Source organism: Peribacillus suis (genome assembly GCF_059384845.1).
The window spans coordinates 3,460,426-3,480,788 of record NZ_CM182019.1 but is presented as its reverse complement, the minus strand read 5'-3'; the positions used below and the strand labels follow the sequence as shown (position 1 = coordinate 3,480,788).

General features: G+C 41.9%; 16 protein-coding genes, 1 pseudogene and 1 riboswitch. Of the genes and pseudogenes, 15 read left to right on the top strand and 2 right to left on the bottom strand.

Going from position 1 to position 20,363, the window contains the following annotated elements:
* Positions 1-147 precede the first annotated feature (147 nt).
* Entirely contained in the window at positions 148-303 is a 156-nt protein-coding gene (locus tag AC503W_RS16960) for a hypothetical protein (RefSeq protein ID WP_494915146.1), read from the top strand.
* A 32-nt stretch (positions 304-335) separates the two neighbouring features.
* Here AC503W_RS16960 and AC503W_RS16955 read toward each other — a convergent pair.
* Positions 336-419, bottom strand: a pseudogene (locus tag AC503W_RS16955) (recombinase family protein); the annotation flags it as partial.
* 83 nt (positions 420-502) lie between these two features.
* Between AC503W_RS16955 and AC503W_RS16950 the strand changes: the two are divergent.
* The 10 genes from AC503W_RS16950 (at position 503) to AC503W_RS16905 (ending at position 11,649) form a co-directional block, all read left to right on the top strand.
* A complete protein-coding gene (locus AC503W_RS16950) occupies positions 503-868 on the top strand; it encodes a hypothetical protein (RefSeq protein WP_494915144.1) in 366 nt (121 codons plus the stop codon).
* Between the two features lie 2 nt (positions 869-870).
* Positions 871-1,080, top strand: a complete 210-nt coding sequence (locus AC503W_RS16945) for a helix-turn-helix transcriptional regulator (RefSeq protein WP_427590889.1) — start codon at positions 871-873, stop codon at positions 1,078-1,080.
* Positions 1,081-1,459: 379 nt separating this feature from the next.
* On the top strand, positions 1,460-1,780 hold the full coding sequence (locus AC503W_RS16940) for a PadR family transcriptional regulator (protein WP_427590888.1): 321 nt from the start codon (positions 1,460-1,462) through the stop codon (positions 1,778-1,780).
* 31 nt (positions 1,781-1,811) lie between these two features.
* The gene (locus AC503W_RS16935; protein WP_494915142.1) at positions 1,812-2,576 is read left to right on the top strand and encodes a DUF1129 family protein; all 765 of its coding nucleotides are present in this window, start codon (positions 1,812-1,814) and stop codon (positions 2,574-2,576) included.
* 346 nt (positions 2,577-2,922) lie between these two features.
* A riboswitch (guanidine-I (ykkC/yxkD leader) is annotated at positions 2,923-3,029 on the top strand.
* 55 nt (positions 3,030-3,084) lie between these two features.
* Positions 3,085-4,422 (top strand): APC family permease, encoded by a 1,338-nt coding sequence (locus AC503W_RS16930; protein ID WP_494915141.1) that lies wholly within the window; start codon positions 3,085-3,087, stop codon positions 4,420-4,422.
* A 34-nt stretch (positions 4,423-4,456) separates the two neighbouring features.
* The gene (locus tag AC503W_RS16925; RefSeq protein WP_427687662.1) at positions 4,457-5,194 is read left to right on the top strand and encodes an urea amidolyase associated protein UAAP1; all 738 of its coding nucleotides are present in this window, start codon (positions 4,457-4,459) and stop codon (positions 5,192-5,194) included.
* A complete protein-coding gene (locus AC503W_RS16920; RefSeq protein ID WP_494915140.1) occupies positions 5,194-5,850 on the top strand; it encodes an urea amidolyase associated protein UAAP2 in 657 nt (218 codons plus the stop codon). The genes AC503W_RS16925 and AC503W_RS16920 overlap by 1 nt, the downstream gene beginning before the upstream one ends.
* 5 nt (positions 5,851-5,855) lie before the next feature.
* Positions 5,856-9,491, top strand: a complete 3,636-nt coding sequence (uca, locus tag AC503W_RS16915; RefSeq protein WP_494915138.1) for an urea carboxylase — start codon at positions 5,856-5,858, stop codon at positions 9,489-9,491.
* The gene (atzF, locus tag AC503W_RS16910) at positions 9,463-11,184 is read left to right on the top strand and encodes an allophanate hydrolase (RefSeq protein WP_494915137.1); all 1,722 of its coding nucleotides are present in this window, start codon (positions 9,463-9,465) and stop codon (positions 11,182-11,184) included. Before uca ends, atzF begins: the two co-directional genes overlap by 29 nt.
* 150 nt (positions 11,185-11,334) lie before the next feature.
* A complete protein-coding gene (locus AC503W_RS16905; protein WP_402874112.1) occupies positions 11,335-11,649 on the top strand; it encodes a thioredoxin family protein in 315 nt (104 codons plus the stop codon).
* A gap of 167 nt (positions 11,650-11,816) precedes the next feature.
* On the opposite strand, the gene AC503W_RS16900 is transcribed toward AC503W_RS16905, so the two are convergent.
* Positions 11,817-12,317 carry a membrane lipoprotein lipid attachment site-containing protein gene (locus tag AC503W_RS16900; protein ID WP_494915135.1) on the bottom strand — a complete coding sequence of 167 codons (501 nt, stop codon included), beginning with the start codon at positions 12,315-12,317 and terminating at the stop codon, positions 11,817-11,819.
* Positions 12,318-12,632: 315 nt separating this feature from the next.
* On the opposite strand from AC503W_RS16900, the gene AC503W_RS16895 reads away from it, so the two are divergent.
* From AC503W_RS16895 to AC503W_RS16880, 4 genes are all read left to right on the top strand, one after another.
* A complete protein-coding gene (locus AC503W_RS16895) occupies positions 12,633-15,518 on the top strand; it encodes an SH3 domain-containing protein (protein ID WP_494915133.1) in 2,886 nt (961 codons plus the stop codon).
* A 734-nt stretch (positions 15,519-16,252) separates the two neighbouring features.
* Positions 16,253-16,762: a hypothetical protein gene (locus AC503W_RS16890; protein WP_427687650.1), complete on the top strand. Its 510-nt coding sequence runs from the start codon at positions 16,253-16,255 to the stop codon at positions 16,760-16,762.
* A gap of 7 nt (positions 16,763-16,769) precedes the next feature.
* Entirely contained in the window at positions 16,770-17,162 is a 393-nt protein-coding gene (locus AC503W_RS16885) for a DUF1648 domain-containing protein (protein ID WP_494915131.1), read from the top strand.
* Between the two features lie 353 nt (positions 17,163-17,515).
* Complete coding sequence (locus AC503W_RS16880) at positions 17,516-20,320, top strand: 5'-nucleotidase C-terminal domain-containing protein (RefSeq protein WP_494915129.1); 2,805 nt, start codon at positions 17,516-17,518, stop codon at positions 20,318-20,320.
* Positions 20,321-20,363 lie beyond the last annotated feature (43 nt).

The window sequence follows — 20,363 nt, the reverse complement described above, 5'->3', positions numbered from 1 at the left end:
TGTCTTCATTGTTAAGTTTACGGGTGCTTAGCTCCATAAAAGGGCCGCCATTTGGCGGCCTTTTTAACGTGCAATTCTTAATAATTATACACTATGCTAAATTTAATCGAATCTATAAAAAGCTGTTCCTATTTTATGGAGGTTATTATGTATGAAGATGAACGTCGCCTAATTACTGCCATGCAAAATGAATCTCAAAAATTTCATAAAGCATTAGATATGATAATTCGTGTACGTTTGCACCATGAAAAGCTGCCAATTGGCATTAACCACTTTCTATCTTTTATTATAGCTTATAAATAAGGTTCTATTTTTAACGTAATTTAATTGAGGAACATTTCAATATCTTTCGGTCCAAATTTTTCAGGACGTCCACAAAGGCGCCCACGTGATTTAGCTGCTGCTCGTCCTGCAGCCATTTTACTATTTACAAAGATCCACATTAAGTGATATATTTATCTCATAAAGATACAAATATATCACTTTTTTGGAGGGGTAACTGTTGAAACGAACATTAACTAACAAGAGTTGGCTCATTGGATTCTTAGGATTATTAGGCTTTTATGGCATTGAAGGAACACCAGCGATGTATTTATTCTTTGCCTTTTTTGGAGGATTTCAATATTATTGGTGGAATAAATTAGGTACCGAGGAAGATGAACGTTTAATCAAAAATCGCAATCTTGCAGGATCAATAGCTTTTCGCTTCGCCTTCTGTTTTGGATTTTTGAGCAGCTTGCTATTAAGTTTTATTTCGCAAGATTATGAATTATTATATCGATTGGAATTAATTATCTTAGCTCTAACCTTCGCTCTAGGAACGAATTTATGGGCGTTTTTGACTTATAAATATGATATGGGTGAGTAATGATGACAGTTTTTACAACACAGCTAAAAAAATATCGTCTTTTAAAAGATTTAACCCAGGAGGAACTTGCACAACGTGTAGGTGTTCGTAGAGAAACAATTATGCGTCTAGAAAATGCAAAATATAACCCTTCTTTGGAATTAGCCGTTCGAATTGCAATAGAATTAGATGCTTCAATTGACGACTTGTTTCATTTTGAATTTGAAAAATAAAAGGAGATGTTCTTTCCTAATCTTCCACAATCGGGCGCGATTGTGGAAGAAAAAAAGAGGAGCTTTTTTACTATCGGGGCAGCATTCCTGTACTAAATGAAAGTGTAGTTCTAGTTTGTGAAAAATTGTATTTAAAGTAACGGTACGTTAGTAGCATAAGAAGACCGCTAATTAGCGGTCTTTTCAATGTATGATTCTTAACATAGTCTTATATTCATATTAGAGATATAAATCTTTCTTGTTCGATTATCAGGGGAGATAATTGAACAAGAAATTTTAACATGATTTTATTTACCAATATCTTGTATTGCAAGGTATTCCGTGATAGTGTAGGATTTAATACCTTGCAATGCAAGGGTAAGTGAGAGGTGAATATTTTTTGTCTACAACTCAAATGTTAAAGGGCCTTATAGATGGATGCATATTGGCAATCATCCATGAGAAAGAAGTTTATGGGTATGAACTTGCGGAAAAACTTGAGCAATATGGCTTTGATTCCTTTAGTGAAGGGACGATTTATCCGCTTCTCATACGGTTCCAAAAAGAAGAATTGGTTACATCAACGTTAAAAAAATCTACAGCCGGTCCAAAACGAAAGTATTATTCACTTACTCAAAAAGGAGAAGAGGAATTACAACAATTCATCCAGAGATGGGATAAGATCCAAAGTTCCGTAAACTCAGTTTTACGTATGAAATGAAAATAATTACGTTAAGGAGATGAAAACCCTAGTGAAAATAAAACAAGATTTATCAAAAAAAAGCCAATCATTTTTAGAAAACTTAAAGGTCTATCTATTTTCCAGTGGTAAAGAAGATGATGATGTTGATGCAATTGTTGAAGAATTGAAAGATCATTTAATTGAGGCTGAAGCGAGAGGGAAAACAGTAGATGACATTGTCGGAGAGTCTCCTGAACAATATATGAAGCAGCTATCGAATGAGATGACCACAAACAGAAGGAGCTTGTTTAAATTCATGTTACTGATTGTATTTGGTGCTCTCGCCTTTTCCATCTTAACAAATGCTGTTAAAGGACACTTGTCGTACTCCCTATTTGAAATCATTGGATTTTTTATCGTTAGCTTAATTTGTATGATTGCAATAGGAAGTGTTTTTAAATTTGTTGCTGTAAATAGTTTATCAAGAAAAAAAGAATACGCACTTTATTCTTTGATTAGTGTGTTACTAATAGTTCTATTTGTAGGATTCATGTATGTAGACCGTCTTATAGAAACGCCTATGTTCCACTTTGGGAGTATTGGTATAATTATCGCTGTAATATTGGCCCTTACCTTTTTAATTGGAGTTTCCTTGTGGGCAAAGACATGGGTTGTACCAATTATTTTGGCTCTGCTTGTATTACCAGATTTTCTATTTAAATACATCCATGTTAATCCCGATACAAGATCAATTCTGTCAACCATTATCACATTTGGTGGCATTGCAATCTATTTATATATTAATCATAAAATAATCAACGAACAAACTAACTAGAAAAATCGGATCATTTATTAAACATATTTCAACTCTTAATTTGTTATTAACCCGACAGGTGAGTCAGTTGAATAAGAAAACATCTTAAAGGACCAAATGGGGTCCTTTTATTTTTGGAAAGGATTAATAGAATGGGAGTCTTCCTAAAAGAAATGAAATGAGACCATCCCCATATCCACGAGAGAAACGATTTATTTGGTTCATCTTGGCTGGAGTCGATTTTTTTCTTGAAAATCCACTCTAAATATAGAAAAATTCAGGTGATGTTAGAAAATGTAACATCTCGTGTTGACTTTTCATAACATTCTGACTATAATTGGGTTATTAAAACAAATCACAACATCATAAAATATCTTTCTAGGGTTCCGTTCAATCCCTATTGAAGTCTGGACCGAGAGAAAGAGTATAGCAATCATACTGCTATATACACGGAGGGATAAAAGCCCGGGAGAACTTAGTAAAGTTCACCCGGGCTTTTATCTTTTTTTATAGTAATGGAAAGGGGTAGATGCTTATCAGCACCGTACAATTTAAGAGAAGTTTGAAGACATCACAAATTGTTGTTATGGGGTTAGCATGGATGACACCGATGATTTATTTTACGGTATATGGTGTGGTATTCGAAACAGCCGATGGTTTAATGACCCCCGCTTATATCGTGGCGTTTCTTGCCATTGTATTTACTGCTTATAGTTACAGTCGAATGGTTAAAGTGTACCCGACCGGAGGTTCTGCGTATACCTATACGAGTAAAGCGATTCACCCAAAGGCTGGGTTTTTGGTAGGGTGGGCCTTATTGATCGATTACCTATTTTCGCCGATTATCGCCATTTTAACATTTGGGATTTTTATGCACGCTGAGTTTCCAAGCATTCCAATATTCGTTTGGATTATCTTGATGAACATTGTGCTGGCGGTTGTGAATATTATCGGAATTGGATCAGCGGCACGCATTAGTGGCTTTTCCGTGTTGGTCCAGATCGGGTTCATCCTCATCTTCTGTTTATTGACAGCTAAAGACATTGTCCTTAATCAAGGTGCGGGTGCCTTATTCACGCTAGAACCATTGCTGGTTGGTGAGGGTTCAGTTGTATCAGTTTTTTCCGGTGCGTCACTGATTTGTTTCTGCTTCTTAGGTTTTGATGCGGTTACAACAATGGCAGAAGAAACAATTGATTCGGAAAAGACGATTCCCAGAGCCATCTTTTATATTATTTTCATCGCAATCACTTTGTACGCGATGATCTCGTTTTTAACAGCTATTGCATTCCCGGCATTCAGCTTTGCAGATCCAGACAATGCAGCGTATAGCTTGATTCAAATGGTCGGCGGCAATTTGTTTAGTACCCTCTTCATCATGGTGCTGATTATTGCGACATTCACACAAGGCTTGTCTTCCATGACCAGTGTAACACGTTTTCTCTATGCATTAGGGGAAGCATCCGTTTTACCGAAAAAGGTATTTACTTCATTACATCCAAAACTACGTACACCCATTCTTAACATTTTGTTTGTATCGACAATCTCCTTATCAGCCATTTTCATCAACCTGGATACGGCAGTATTGTTCGTCAGCTTTGGCGCTTTGACCGGTTTTATCTTTGTTAATTTAAGCGTTATTTCCCACTACTATATCAAGGAGCGGAATCGAGGGGTCAAAGCCACCTTCTTCTATCTGGTTTTCCCAAGTGTTGGGGTGTTGTTCATCGGATGGTTATGGACGCTACTCGATCCTCATACTTTATGGATTGGGGGAGCATGGGTCGCCTTTGGATTTGTCTACTTATTTTTGAAAAATAGAATCACGACACCGAGTTTAAGGAATTTAGATAAAAAGTTGGTTTAAAAATCAGAATATTCAATCTATAGGAGGCGGTTTTATGCAACAGACAAGTGTGATCGTATCAAAAATCATTCCAGCAGGGGGCAAATGGTCTGCATTCATCAAACGTGGCAAAGAAATCACCTTTACCGTGTCAGCGGAACAAGCGAATGTATCCTTGCTGCTTTTTAACGCACATGATTTGGCAGAACGCTACAATATGCCGGATTCACTAAAGGCTCAATATACTGCCTATTTTACGAAGCATAATGTATTGATGAGTGACCAAGGCCGTGTTCTAGCGAGCATTACCGAAGATTCTGTCGGCTGGCATGACACCATCGGCGGTTATTCGACAAAAGCGCAAATTGACGCACAATTCGGCGAAACAACGTATCAAGAATCACGCAATGAACGCTATCGTAATGGAGAAGATAACTTGCTTATCGAATTGTTCCGTAATGGCTTAAGCCGCCAAGATTTAGGACCTGTTGTCAACTTATTTTCAAAAGTATCCTGTGATGATGCAGGCTATATGCATCTAGCACCCGATCATGTAAAAGCTGGAGATACAGTGACATTACGGACGGAGATGGATGTTTTCATGGCTCTGTCGAATACGCCCCATCCATTATCGGAAGCGACCACTTATCCACAAGCGGAAGTAACCGTGGAAGTAAAGGATACGATGCCGGCAACCGGAGATGATCCATGCGTCCTTCACCGCGATGAAAATAAGCGCGCATATGAGAATACGTGGGAATATGTACAACTTACACAAGGAGGCGTTCTCTAATGGCTGTATTTAATAATGTTGAAAGTGAACGACAAGAGGCGAAGGCCATTTATTCGAAAAGGTTGTTAGCGGGCGATGGCTGGTTACATACATTAGAACCGGGCCAAGTATTACGCATCGTGGACCTAGAAGGCAATCAAGCAGCAGATACATTATTTTTCAATGCAGAGGTACCGACAGATCACTATAGCGCGATTAAAACGATTCAGAAACAAAAAAATATCTATCTATCAACAGGCTCCGTTTTACTGTCCGAGATGGGTACAGAACTAGTTGAAATTGTCGCCGATACGTGTGGGCGTCACGATACACTAGGGGGCTCATGCTCAGCCCAAAGCAATACAGTACGTTATGCCCACGAAACGTTACCCATGCACAATTGCCGTGACACATATATGTTGCAGTTAGCGAAAAGCGATCAATATCAACACATGCAAAAACGTGATTTATCCCCTAATGTAAACTTCTTCATGAATGTGCCTGTCACACTTGAGGGCGGCCTGAAATTTGATGATGGAGTTTCCGCTCCAGGTAAATATGTGGAGATGCGTGCCATCACACGTACAGTGGTGCTCATTAGCAACTGTCCACAGCTCAACAATCCATGTAATGCGTATAATCCAACACCAATTCAACTACTAATTTGGGAAGGGTGAATAAGATGTTCAAAAAAGTATTGATTGCTAACCGAGGTGCAATTGCTGCACGAATCGTTCGAACATTAAAGAAAATGAATGTACAATCTGTCGTCGTTTATACAACGGCCGATCAGGACAATACGTATGTAGCTGAGGCAGACGAAGCCATTTTCATCGGCGATGGGCCTGCAAAAGAAAGCTATCTCAATGCGGATTTAATTTTAGAAAAGGCGCGTGCCGTTGGTGCTGAAGCGATTCATCCAGGCTATGGCTTTTTAAGTGAAAATGCCGAATTTGCACGTGATTGTATGGCGAGTGGCATTGCTTTTGTAGGACCTAAACCTGAACAAATCGAACAATTTGGCCTAAAGCATTCAGCACGTCAACTTGCTGAAGAGGCGCAAGTACCGTTATTGCCCGGTACGCATTTGATTGAGGATATCGAAGAAGCACTAGCATCCTCTACAAGGATTGGCTATCCAGTGATCTTAAAAAGTACGGCTGGTGGCGGTGGCATTGGCATGAAAGTGTGTGAGGATGAGCAAGCATTGCGTGAGGCGTTTGAAGCAGTGACGCATTTAGCAGAGAAGAACTTCAATAATGGTGGTGTATTTGTTGAAAAATATATTGCAAGTGCACGCCATGTAGAAGTGCAGGTCTTTGGTACAGAGACGGAAATTGTGGCATTGGGCGAACGGGATTGCTCATTGCAGCGCCGCAACCAAAAAGTAGTGGAAGAGACACCCGCACCTCTATTGAATGAAGCGATTCGTGAAAAGATGTTGGAAGCTTCCATACGTTTAGCGAAACTAGTAGGCTATCGTAGTGCTGGTACGGTGGAATATTTATACGATCCTGTGAGTGATCAGTTTTATTTCTTGGAAGTGAACACGCGTTTACAAGTAGAGCATGGTGTCACGGAAGAAGTTACAGGTGTAGATTTAGTGGAATGGATGATTAAAGAGGCAGCCGGGGAGTTAGCGAATCTTTCCACACTCCTATCATCGCCACAAGGTCATAGCATGCAAGTTCGCATTTATGCGGAAGATTGTTTCAACCAGTTTCAGCCAAGTGTCGGGACGATAGATGATATCGTATGGCCAGCGGGTGTCCGCATCGAAACTGGCATCCAAAAAGGCGGTTCCATCTCAACGTATTATGATCCAATGGTTGCCAAAGTGATTGTCCATGCCGATACGCGTAAGGATGCCATTACAAAGTTACAGCAAGCATTATCTGAAATGCGTGTATATGGTGTGACGACAAACCTGCAATATTTAGAGCAAGTATTAATGGAAGAATCGGTGCGGTCAGGGGCCGTTTATACGAAGCTATTGGAATCTTTTTTACCAGAGGAAGCAAGTATTGAAGTGTTAGATGGTGGCATTCAAACGACGGTACAAGATTTTCCGGGGCGAACAGGACATTGGAACGTCGGAGTGCCGCCATGTGGTCCGATGGATAGCTATGCATTCCGCATCGGCAATCAGTTACTTGGCAATGCCTTCGATGCACCAGGCTTAGAATTGACACTGCGTGGCGGTCGTTATCGCTTCCGTGCACCGATGACTATTTGTTTAACAGGGGCCGATATGAAAGCGACGCTCGATGGGGTGCCAGTTGCACGTTACGAAACGATTCAAGTAGCTGCGCAACAAGTACTGTCACTAAAAGAGGCAGAAGAAGGCATGCGCAGTTACTTGCTCGTGGCAGGGGGACTTGATATGCCGAAGTATCTAGGCAGTGCCTCGACGTTTACGCTTGGTGGCTTTGGAGGACACAATGGCCGACCACTACATACAGGTGATGTGTTACGCGTTAATGCGGCAGAACCCGTTGTACCGCGCGCCTTACAAGTCGAAGCTCAGCAACACTATACACATGAGTGGGAAATTGGTGTTATTGCTGGTCCTCATTGCACGAAGGAATATTTAGAAGCAGCCTACTTAGAAGAGCTGACGGCAACAAACTTTGAAGTGCATTTTAATAGCTCCCGGACAGGGGTGCGGCTCATTGGTCCCACACCGAAGTGGACACGTAAAGATGGAGGCGAGGCAGGCTTGCATCCATCGAATATTCACGACAATGCCTATGCGATTGGTACCCTGGATTTAACAGGTGATATGCCGATTTTACTAGGCCCGGATGGACCGAGCCTCGGCGGTTTTGTTTGTCCAGTGACGACGGCTTCGGCAGAGTTTTGGAAGATCGGTCAGTTGCACGCGGGTGATACGGTACGCTTTAAATTATTATCAGTAGACGAGGCCAATGCTCTACGTAAAAATCAAGAGCAATTTTTAGAGGAATTAACGGTCACATCGTTTGAAGAGATGAACGATGTAAAATATATGGAACAAGCTGATCCAGAAACGGCGATTCTATTCAGAAGCGAGAAAGGCCGCTTCCCGATGGTTATCCGTGCAGATGGGGATGAAAATTTGCTTGTGGAATATGGCGATATGGTTCTGGATTTACTATTGCGTTTCCAAGCCCATCTGTTAATGGAGGCGATTAAAGAGCGCACTGATATTCCGGTGATTGACCTCACACCAGGTATCCGCTCCCTGCAAGTGCATATTGATTCAACGAAAATGACGCTAATGGAAGTATGCCGTATTATAGACGAGCTAAATCAAGCATTACCTGTGTTGGAAGAGGTTGAGGTACCTTCGCGAATCGTCCATTTACCATTGTCATGGGACGATCCTTCGACACAATTAGCCATCGAGCGTTATCAAAAAAATGTCCGCCCGGATGCACCTTGGTGTCCGAGTAATATCGAATTCATCCGCCGTATGAACGGTCTTGGAGCAATTGATGATGTTCGTCGTATCGTGTTTGATGCCAATTATTTAGTGATGGGTCTTGGCGATGTATATCTTGGGGCACCCGTTGCCACACCACTCGATCCGCGGCACCGTCTCGTAACGACAAAGTACAATCCTGCGCGGACGTGGACGCCTGAAAATGCGGTTGGGATTGGTGGCGCATATATGTGCGTGTATGGCATGGAGGGACCTGGTGGCTATCAATTCGTTGGCCGTACGGTCCAAATGTGGAATCGCCTTAGAGCAACAAAAAGTTTTACAGAAGGAAAGCCATGGTTATTACGCTTCTTCGATCAAATTCGCTTCTATCCAGTAACAGAAGAAGAATTAGGAATAAAACGCCAACAATTTTTACGTGGTCAATTTGAGGTCAAGATTGAAGAGACAACATTCAAACTCCGTGACTATATCAGATTTTTGGAAGAGGTTAAAGTCGAAACGCAAAGCTTTAAACAAACTCAACAGCAAGCGTTTGATACAGAGCGTGAGCGTTGGCGCGACCTTGGATTAGACGAATATGTAGCAGAGCATCATGAAGCGGTGAATGTCGATAGCGATGTGCCCGAAAATAGCGAGGCCATCCGCTGTACATTACCGGGGAGCATATGGAAAGTACTTGTTGAAGCAGGCATGTATGTAAGAAAAGGGGATGTATTGCTAGTTGAAGAAAGTATGAAAATGGAGTTTCCGCAGGTTGCCCCATTTGATGGCATTGTGAAACAAATTTATGTTTCTCCTGGAGACGAAGTACAAGCCAATCAATTAATGGTAGCCCTAGAACCCATAGAAGTGGAGGTAAAAGATGATGAATCCATTATTATCTATCAATAATTTACAACAAGCTTATGCAGATGGTAGCTTGACGCCACGGCAAGTAGTCACCGATATTTTACAGCGTGTGGAAGACTATACGGCGAGTACGGTATTTATTGTTCCCCCGACATGGGAACGACTGACGCCTTATGTTGAAAAATTGGAACGAGTCAATATGCAGGACTTTCCGTTATATGGAATTCCATTTGTCATTAAGGATAATATTGATTGGGTTGATGTCGACACGACTGCGGCTTGCCCAACCTATGCCTATACACCTACTGAAAGTGCGACTGTTGTCCAACGTTTAATTGATGCTGGTGCTATTCCAATTGGCAAAACCAATTTAGACCAGTTTGCAACGGGGCTGATCGGCACGCGTAGTCCATATGGTGTCGTGAAGAACGCCTTGAACGAAGAACTGATCAGCGGGGGCTCCAGCTCGGGTTCGGCAGTCGCAGTGGCACTAGGATTTGCGAGCTTTGGTCTTGGTACAGATACAGCGGGGTCGGGTCGCGTACCAGCAGCATTAAATGAGTTGTATGGTTTGAAACCAAGTCTAGGTGCTTGGCCCGTGAAAGGTGTAGTACCGGCATGCGAAAGTTTAGATTGTGTGACGGTGTTTGCGACTGAACTGCAAGATGTCTATTCAGTAGATGCCGTTGTGCGCGGGGAAGATGCAGCTGATATCTGGAGCCGTGCCGTACCATTAGCCCCCGCTGCAAATCCATCTGTTGTGTGTTTGCCGAAAAACGACTTAACGTTTTTTGGCCCATATGCGCAGGAATATAAAGCGGCCTGGAATCGCACGGTGCAACGTCTGGAAAATGGGAACGCGCCGATCCGTTATATAGATGTGACGTACTTACAAGAAGCGGCAGCCATTTTATACGACGGTCCATGGATTGCGGAGCGCTGGTCTGCGATTGGGGATTTTGTAGAGGAGCATCCTGATGAAATCTTCGATGTTACGCGCCAATTACTACGTGAAAGCGAAAATCAAACGTATCGTGCCACAGAGCTATTTCAGGCAATGCATCGTTTACAAGCATTAAAGAAACGTGCGATGCTAGATTTAGAGAACGCGGTGCTTGTTTTGCCAACAACAGGTGGTACGTGGACGATTCAACAGGCAAAAGAAGACCCGATTTCCACAAATCAACAATTGGGCTTGTATACGAATCATTGCAATTTGCTCGATTTGGCAGCGATTACTGTTCCGGCAGATCATGCAACCACGGATGTTCCTTTTGGCATTACGCTATTTAGCCGCTTCGATGAAGAACATTTATTAAAAGGACTGGCCACTACTATCGAGCGTGGCCACACAACACCCATTGCCGTATGCGGCCTTCATATGCGCGGCTTTGCGTTAGAGCAACAAATGCTTGAATGCCAGGCTACCTTTGCCTATCAAACAACAACCGCTTCTACCTACCGATTATATCAATTAGCTACACAGCCAGCTAAACCCGGGTTGGTTCGGAGTGCAGATGGTGTCGCCATAGAAGTCGAAGTATGGGATATGCCGATTGCCCAGCTTGGTGCCTTCATGCAACGGATTCCCGCACCGCTTGGAATGGGAAAGGTCGAGCTAGCGAACGGTCTTGAAGTTCTAGGATTTATTTGTGAGCCAGATGCAATCGGGCAAGCATTGGATATTTCGTATACGGGTGGGTGGCGCTATTTAGAAACGACATCGATCGAATAAGTCGTAGAATTCTCTAATGATGGGCACAATAACGAATCTGGCCGATGACTTGTAGCTAGAATTTGAATAATGAAGGAAATAGCTATATATTTATCACTGAGTCACATATGCGACATAGGCTATTTTAAGAAGAGCTCGGAGGAGAAGAATATGAAAACGATTAGTACAGAACAAGAATATCGTGAACAAATCAAACAAGATGAATTAACGGTCGGGATTTTCACGACAACATGGTGCCCGGATTGCAAACGTCTGGATATGTTCATCGGTGACATCACAGCAGAACACCAAGACAAGAATTGGTTCACCATCGATAAAGACGAATTCCCGGAAATCGCGGAAGAACAGACTGTCATGGGAATCCCTTCATTATTGGTATTCAAGAATGGTGAAAAAATCGCCCACCTGCACAGTGCGAACGCTAAAACTCCTGATCAAGTGAATGAGTTTTTAAATAACCTATAATAATAAGCACGGAACCTACCCTCGCATGATGTCATGTGGGGGTTATTTTTCGTTTATGTGAATAGGAGTAAATAGTTACGCAGTATACAAAATTTCAGACATTCAACTAGATATAGTCGATGTAACGAATTAAAATGTCCCCCACTAAAGGGGAATTTTTCTTTTGTTTATAACTCCTCAATTTTTTTGAAGAGATCGGTATAAAGTTGGTCAATGTTCTTTTTATCATCTAAATAAAAATACCAAGCATCCTCTTTATTTGCATGATCATCATGTAAATAAATGGTCGTATGAGAACCATTCGTTAAAGAATCATGGGCCGTTTCATAAGTAAGGCCCTCCGTTATAAAGGGATCGTGCTTTTTACTAGAATCGAAGAAGACAATCGGAATGTCTGAACTTCTATAAACGTTCACAAATTTATCGTCTGATGCTCCTTCAAAAACGTCGGGTGCTAACAGAACGGCATCAAAGTCCGCTTCGATTCTTGCAATATCTTTACTTAATTTGTCTAATGATAGCGATTCAACAGAAATACTATTATTTTTAAATTCAGGTGTTTCGCCAATTACTGCAATGTTCAAAGGTGCTCCATCGTACTTCACCTCACTATTCGAACAAGCAGCCAATACTGCTACTACGCTTAAAAAAAGGATGATCTTTTTCATATGCAACCCCCCTATTAATGGAAATCTTTTTTCTTTCCTCAACTTATTATTCTACAAATATTTTCAAAAACCTTGCTTACATGACATTCCTTTTTGAAGGATAAAGTATATTCCTGAAAATCCTATCATTTCAATTATGTTACATAAATATTAATTATTTTACTATTAGATTAAGAGAACTTAACAATAGTCATAATCTTAGGTAAATACACAATTATGTCATAAAAATAGTTTAAAATACCTATATCAGAATACTAATTCTAACCGATATTTAAAATAATGTAATAAAAATAATACTTTAGTAGGGAGAATGATATGAAAAAGTTACTTATACCGACTTTCTGTTTCGCAGTATTGAGTACTGTTGCTTTTGAAGAACATATATCTGCAGCTCCACTATCAGCCGAACAAAAAACGATAGAAACGATAAAATATGTGAATGTGAGCTCAGGGTCGCTGAATATGCGAAAAAGCGGTAAGGAAAGCGCAGCCGTAGTGGCGAAGCTAAGTAAAGGCACGAAGGTTACGGTGTATTCGGAATCCAAGGGCTGGGCTAAGGTCAAGGCAAATGGAAAAGAAGGATACGTGAGTACCGCTTACCTTTCAACAAAAAAACCAGGAGCGGTTAAGCAAGCAGTGACCGCAACCGTCAAAGCGACGACAAAATACGTGAATGTAAGTTCAGGTACGCTGAATATGAGGAAAAGTGGTTCCGCGAGTGCGAAAATAGTCACGACGCTAAGCAAGGGTACCAAGGTAACGGTGTATTCGGAGTCAAAAGGCTGGGCAAAGATCAAAGCGAACAATAAGGAAGGCTATGTGAATACAACCTACCTTTCGACAAAGAAGCCAGGAGCGGTTAAGCAAGCAGTGACTGCCACCGTCAAAACGACGACAAAATACGTGAATGTGAGCTCAGGGTCGCTGAATATGCGGAAAAGTGGTTCCGCGAGCGCGAAAATTGTCACGACACTAAGCAAGGGCACGAAGGTAACGGTGTACTCGGAGTCAAAAGGCTGGGCGAAAATCAAAGCGAACAATAAGGAAGGCTATGTGAATACAACCTACCTTTCCACAAAGAAACCCGCCACGGCAACAAAGGCTTCCACCACCGTTAAGACGACGACAAAATACGTGAATGTAAGTTCAGGCACGCTGAATATGAGGAAAAGTGGTTCGGCAAGTGCGAAAATTGTCACCGAATTAACCAAAGGCACTAAAGTCACGGTGTATTCAGAGTCAAAAGGCTGGGCGAAGATCAAAGCGAACAATAAGGAAGGCTATGTGAATACAGCCTACCTTTCCACAACGAAACCAGTCACGGCCAAACCAGCGTCCACTCCGGTTAAGACGACGACAAAATACGTGAATGTGAGCTCAGGTACGCTGAATATGCGGAAAAGTGGATCCGCGAGCGCGAAAATTGTCACGGAATTAACCAAAGGCACCAAAGTAACGGTGTATTCAGAGTCAAAAGGCTGGGCGAAGATCAAAGCGAACAATAAGGAAGGCTATGTGAATACGGCCTATCTTTCCACAACGAAACCAGTCACGGCCAAACCAGCGTCCACTCCGGTTAAGACGACGACAAAATACGTGAATGTAAGTTCAGGTACGCTGAATATGAGGAAAAGTGGTTCCGCAAGCGCGGCAATCGTCACCGAGCTAACGAAAGGGACGAAGGTCACGGTGTATTCGGAGTCCAATGGCTGGGCAAAAATCAAGGCGAACAATAAGGAAGGTTATGTGAATACAAGCTACCTTTCGACAAAGAAACCCGTAACGGCAAAACCAGCGTCCACTCCGGTTAAGACGACGACGAAATATGTGGATGTAAGTTCAGGCACGCTGAATATGAGGAAAAGTGGTTCCGCAAGCGCGGCAATCGTCACCGAGCTAACGAAAGGGACGAAGGTAACGGTATATTCGGAGTCCAATGGCTGGGCAAAGATCAAAGCAAATAATAAGGAAGGCTATGTGAATACAAAATATCTTTCAACGACCAAACCGACTTCAATAGAGGAAAAGCCGGAACCTACCCCTCCAATTGAAGAAAACACGCTCATTAAATTCGTGAAGGTGAACGATGGATCTAATCTCAATATGCGATCTGCCGCCTCGACGTCTGCCTCTATCGTGGCTATGCTTGCCAATAATACGGCGGTAACGGTGTATTCTGAATCTGATGGTTGGGCAAAGGTTTCAGCAAATGGGAAAACGGGATATGTGAGCTCACAGTATTTAGTTAACACAGCTGCAGAAACTCCTGGCAATGCTCCTGGAACGGTCATTAAGAATTATACAGAATATGGCCTGACGATCGACAAGATGGTAGATTTGCAGATGGCCGTCAATGCCCAAACGGATAAAAGCTACCAAACCTACATACGTGAAGACGGTATTATTTTGACCTCTTCCACGAAAGGTACGGTCAATGGATCGGGCTGGCGAGTACGGGGAGGAGCTGGTCCGGATAACTGGGTAGTCGGTTCGGTCAGCAATAATCAGTCCCTTACAATCAAATCGAAGGTGAAAGGCTCTGACGGTTATTACTGGTATGAAGTCGATATTAATAAAACCTGGGTCAATGCGAGTCCAGAAGATGTGAAATATCATCTGAATCCAGATAATTTCGTGGATGATCCAGTTAACTCGTTTCAATTTGTTAAACTCTCTCAAAGTGCGAACCTGAATGCTGCCGAAGTGAATAGTAGAATCCTATCCGGCAAAGGGATTTTAGAAGGACAAGCAGCCACCTTCATGACGGCAGGGGATAAATATGGAGTCAATGATATTTATCTTATTTCACACGCATTATTGGAAACGGGCAAAGGGACTTCACCATTAGCAACAGGCGTTATGGTGAATGGAAAGACGGTCTATAATATGTATGGAATCGGCGCGTATGATGGAACGGCAGTAAGCAGCGGCGCGCAATATGCCTATAATGCAGGCTGGTTCACTCCGGAAGCGGCCATCATCGGCGGTGCAGAATTCATCGCCAAAGGCTATATCTCCACAGGTCAGGACACCTTATATAAAATGAGATGGAATCCTGCTGGGGCTAGCAGTTATGGATATGCCACACACCAATATGCAACAGATATCGGCTGGGCCGTGAAGCAAGTAAAACAGATTTATAATCTATATAGTTTATTAGATTCCTATAATCTAAACATTGAAATTCCAAAATATAAATAATATCGTAAAAACCACATGATTAGGTTCATGTGGTTTTTACGCTATATAGCTTATTTCAACATTTATCTAAGAAAAGGCAATTTTATCTTCGAAATCGTCTCATATATCTTCGGAAAGAGCGGTTATATCTTCGGATTTTGCCATTATATCGATTTTTCGACAAAATTCTTCAGTAATATAAGTAGGAAAAGGTTCAGGTTATCACGCTTGGCCTGAACCTTTTACCTATCCACTTCAGTCCAATATCGTCTCTCTTATATAAAATATACTAGAATTTTCGGACGTAGACGGAAACCCCGAAAACTCCCAAACAGGTATTCGAAACCCTTACAAAATCATTTGATAGTAGACAATTTACAGCTTTCCGGTAGGACTTACCTGTTGATAGCTTGCAGGAATCAGCGTTTCCAATGACTGTAGCTTCTACAATTGTACGAGAAGAGTGAGGCCTTAAAGGATTTCTTTCCCATAGTATCGTCACTACATCAGGAGGTCTAGGAATGGACACAGAATCAGACATGTAATTCACCTCTTTTCTACTGGTTTATATAGTTAATGCGACTTCGGACAAGTTAGCTTATCGATTTGTCATGGTTTTTTAATAAAAGGCTCAAGGATACCCATATGAAATTGGTAGTCATGAGGGATGCCTGGAAGGATTATTTTGTTTTTTAGAGAAGTATGAAGAGAGAATTGATAGAAAAAAATATTCGAATGTATACAGGGGGAATTAGATGCAAAAAAAAGCGAACCGGAAATTATACAGTTTATGGACGGGGGAGTTGACGGCAACGGTCCTTTTTGCCGCTTTGTGGTTGTTATTCATTCAGCAACAGAAATGGGCGGATCCTTACTTGATTTCATTTCCCCCTATCTATGCCTTTGTTGTGCTGGAGTTCATCCTGCTTCAAGGGAGCCTCTATTGGTTTCTGAAATGGAAACAAGCGAAGCAAAAGAAGTTCGTCGGGCTGCCTTCTGCGCAACTACGTATTTTCCGTGCGTTTAAAAAGATTAACATTGTTCTGATCTTGATAGGATTACTCGTAGCCGTTTATCAATTCATCTTTTTTTCGGTCGGTCATTATTGGTTCATCTTTCTTTATGCATTCGCCATCATTGAACATATCAATTACTACCATATCAGGCTTTCCTATCAGACTCCGGAAGAGTTAAGGGAGTTCTTTCATCAAAAGAAATTCCGTCCTTCCATCCTGGCAAAGGAATTGGCTATGTTAAGAAGGTGAGGAGAACATGGTAAAGCAACAAGTAACAACTAAAAAAACATTCGTTGAGAGTTTATTAGATAGTGTTTCGATGATTCTACTTATCATGATGTTTGTATACATATTTTTAAAGTGGCCGGTTCTACCGAATAGCATCCCTATGAGTTTTGATCCATCGGGTGCCGTATCCCAATGGGGAGATAAGAAAAGCATTTTAGGTCTGCCATTAATCGGGCTATTGGCTTTTGGTATGTTTAGCCTTGTTGAAAGGTATCCTGATTCCATCAACTTACGAATCTATAAAAGTGAAGATAAAGACAAGGAGGTAACGTACAATAGGCTGATGGTGAATATCATCAAAACGGGCATCGTCATTTGTCTGCTTCTTGCTAACTGGAGGGTCATGGAAGCGGTTCTATAATAGGTACAGATTTAACGGGTGATTCTTCATGAAGAGGAATCGCTTTTTTACTATAGAGATTTTTATGGCAGAGGGAGCTGGATTTTGTAAAGTGATGTAGAAAGATGCTAGAGAACAACATTTGTCAAGTTATAAAAATGTCAATATTGTGTAAAAAATCATGGATTTGATATAAATTTGGAATATTCTGTTGTATTATAGGTTATACACATATCTAGAAAAATGGATTTGTGATAATGGGATATGCTGAGATTTTCTGTTTTATGAAAGCATGTTTTGCCTTGAGTCCTCGGTGGGCATGCTAATAAAACCTTATTTCGGCATAGAAAAAGAATGGGGAGGAATTATTTTTTATGGGGAAAAAGAAAATGATTCAATTTGCGTCAGCCACCGTACTGGCCGCATCAACTATCGTCGCAGTGGCACCGGTGCCAACGGATGCTGCAACAACAAGCTTAAACAGTAAAATCAAGATAGCGAAGGCCACCATCAAAAAGCCATTCGACACGTACTTCTACTCTTCTAAACTCGCTTCCGTATCCACCATCAAGAAACAAACCAAAGCTGCAAAACAGGCGAAAAAAGACATAACCGCTTCGATTAAAAAATCAACCTTAACGAAAAAACAAAAAGATGAAAAACTAAAGGAAATCAAGGCCTATGATAAATACATAACACGGGCAGAGGGTTATGTGAAAGGCTATCAAAAGGCGGAAAAGGCTAAGGTAGCCCATGATAAAGCACTTAAGTCTCTGACGAATTCCGTCATTGCCCAAAAACCGACGGAGGTTAAGAAAAAATATAACGCGTTGGATTCCGCTGTGAAAAAGACCGAAAAGGACATTAAAGATACCGTGTACGGCGCCAAGATTGAAGCCCTTCTATACGATAAGTTCACCAAAGGAACGAAAAAATCCTTAAACGGGGATCTTAAAGTGCCGTATTACTATGATAAGGCCGAGTATTGGATCGCAAACGGGGACTTGAAAACAGCTGCCAAACGGATGGACGTCGTTTCAGGCCAGTTGAAAAAGGTAAGCAAAACATCCAAACTCGGTAAGGCCATTCATGCTTACGCTAAGAAAGTAAACGGAAAATATGAAGCGGCCCTTTATACCGAAAAGAAAAAAGCAGTAGAAAAGAAAGTAAGTGCGTATGAAAAGCTGGCAAAGGGACCGCTTAAGACGAAAGCACAGATCAACGCGGCTAAACATGCGAAAGCGGCTATTGATTTAACTGGAATCAATAAAGCGGATAAGAAGGCTTTCCAAGCAAGGATTGCAGCAGCGGATAAGTTGGTTGCAACAGCTGAAGAAGGGCTTCAATTCACCCTATCTTTGATGCATACGAATGACACGCATGCTCATTTGGATAACGTGGCCAAACGGGTGACTGCCGTTAAGGAAGTAAGGGAAAGTAAGCCAAAAGCGCTTTTGATCGATGCGGGTGACGTATTCTCAGGAACCTTGTATTTCAATGAATTCAAGGGTCAGGCTGATTTACAATTCATGAATTTAATGAAATATGACGTGATGACATTTGGAAATCATGAGTTTGATTTAGGGTCAAGTGAAGAAGGCCATCAAGCCTTGGCAGACTTTATTAAAGGCGCCAAGTTCCCATTTGTCAGTTCGAATGTAGACTTTTCCAAAGACGATAAATTTAAAGGGTTATTCTCGGATCTATATTCGAGTGAACCTGAACAAGGAAAAATCTACAACGGCATCGTGAAGGATATCGATGGTGAGAAGGTCGGGTTCTTTGGCCTGACGACTGAAGAAACGAAAGACATTTCAAGCCCTGACAGCATCGTATTCGAGAACTATCTGGAAGAAGCAGAAAAGGCCGTGAAAGCTTTCGAAGGCATGGGCGTGAATAAAATCGTCGCCATCTCCCATCTTGGGTATGATGACAATGCCGAATATGATAATGATTTAACACTGGCATCTAAGGTAAAAGGGATTGATGTGATCGTCGGTGGACATAGCCATACGCAGTTAGACGGTCCAGTTGTGATCAGTGAGGATGAAAAAGGACAAACGAAAGACCCGACTGTCGTTGTCCAAGCTTATCAATATAGTGATTATCTAGGTACGCTTGATGTGGAATTTGATAGTAAGGGGAAAATCATTGGACAAGCAGGGCAGTTAATCAAGCTTGCCGACAAACAGGATGATGCAGAAGCGGCCAAGAAGTTGGAAACCTACTCCAAGAAGATTCAGGAAGTAAAAGAAAGCAAAACGGGCGCAACTGCAGTGAAGGCAATGGAAAGTCCGCGTGATTCAGGTGACGTTACGAAACCAAGTGTCCGTAAAAATGAAACGGAATTAGGCAATTTGATCACCGATGCCATGCTGATGAAAGCGAAGGAATTTAATAAAGATACGGTCATAGCTTTCCAAAATGGTGGAGGCATCCGTGCCGGTATCGATCAAGGTGACATCACATTAGGGGATATCCTTACTGTTTTACCGTTTGGCAATACACTGGCGACGATGAAACTAACTGGTGCGGAAATAACGCAAGCATTGGAACATAGCGTGAGCCAAGCACCGAGAGAGAGTGGCGGTTTCCTACATGTATCCGGCATGAAATTCACATATGACAGCACAAAGGATGCGGGTCAACGCGTACAAAAGGTTGAAGTGAAAGGACAAGATGGAACGTATAGCGAATTGGATAAAACCAAGCAATATACAGTAGCCACCAATGCCTTTACAGCCAAAGGTGGAGATGGCTTTACAGTCTTTGCAAAAGCTTATGCAGAAGGAAGAGTGACGGACATCGGCCTTCCTGATTGGGAGAACCTTGCGGATTATGTAAGCCAGTTAAAAACGGTCAACCCAACCATCGAGGGACGGATTAAGGACGTTTCTGGAATTACTCCAAATCCTGACCCAGGCACACCGGACCCAGGCACACCAGGTACACCGGAAGATCCAACCAAAACATACGAGGGTGATACCAAATTGGATATCACGAACCTCTCATCTTTGAAAAATATAGTAGTCAAAGGCAATTTAACTTTGACTGGAATTCCTTCTGATACGTTTACGGTTTCGGATGTGACGGTCGAAGGGGATTTGGATGTATCAGGGCTGAATGGGAAAAGCGTAAATCTGACGGGCGTCACAGTCAAGGGAGACACCACTTTTTAATAGATAGGAAGAGGAACTTCTGACTCACTGACAGGTAACATCG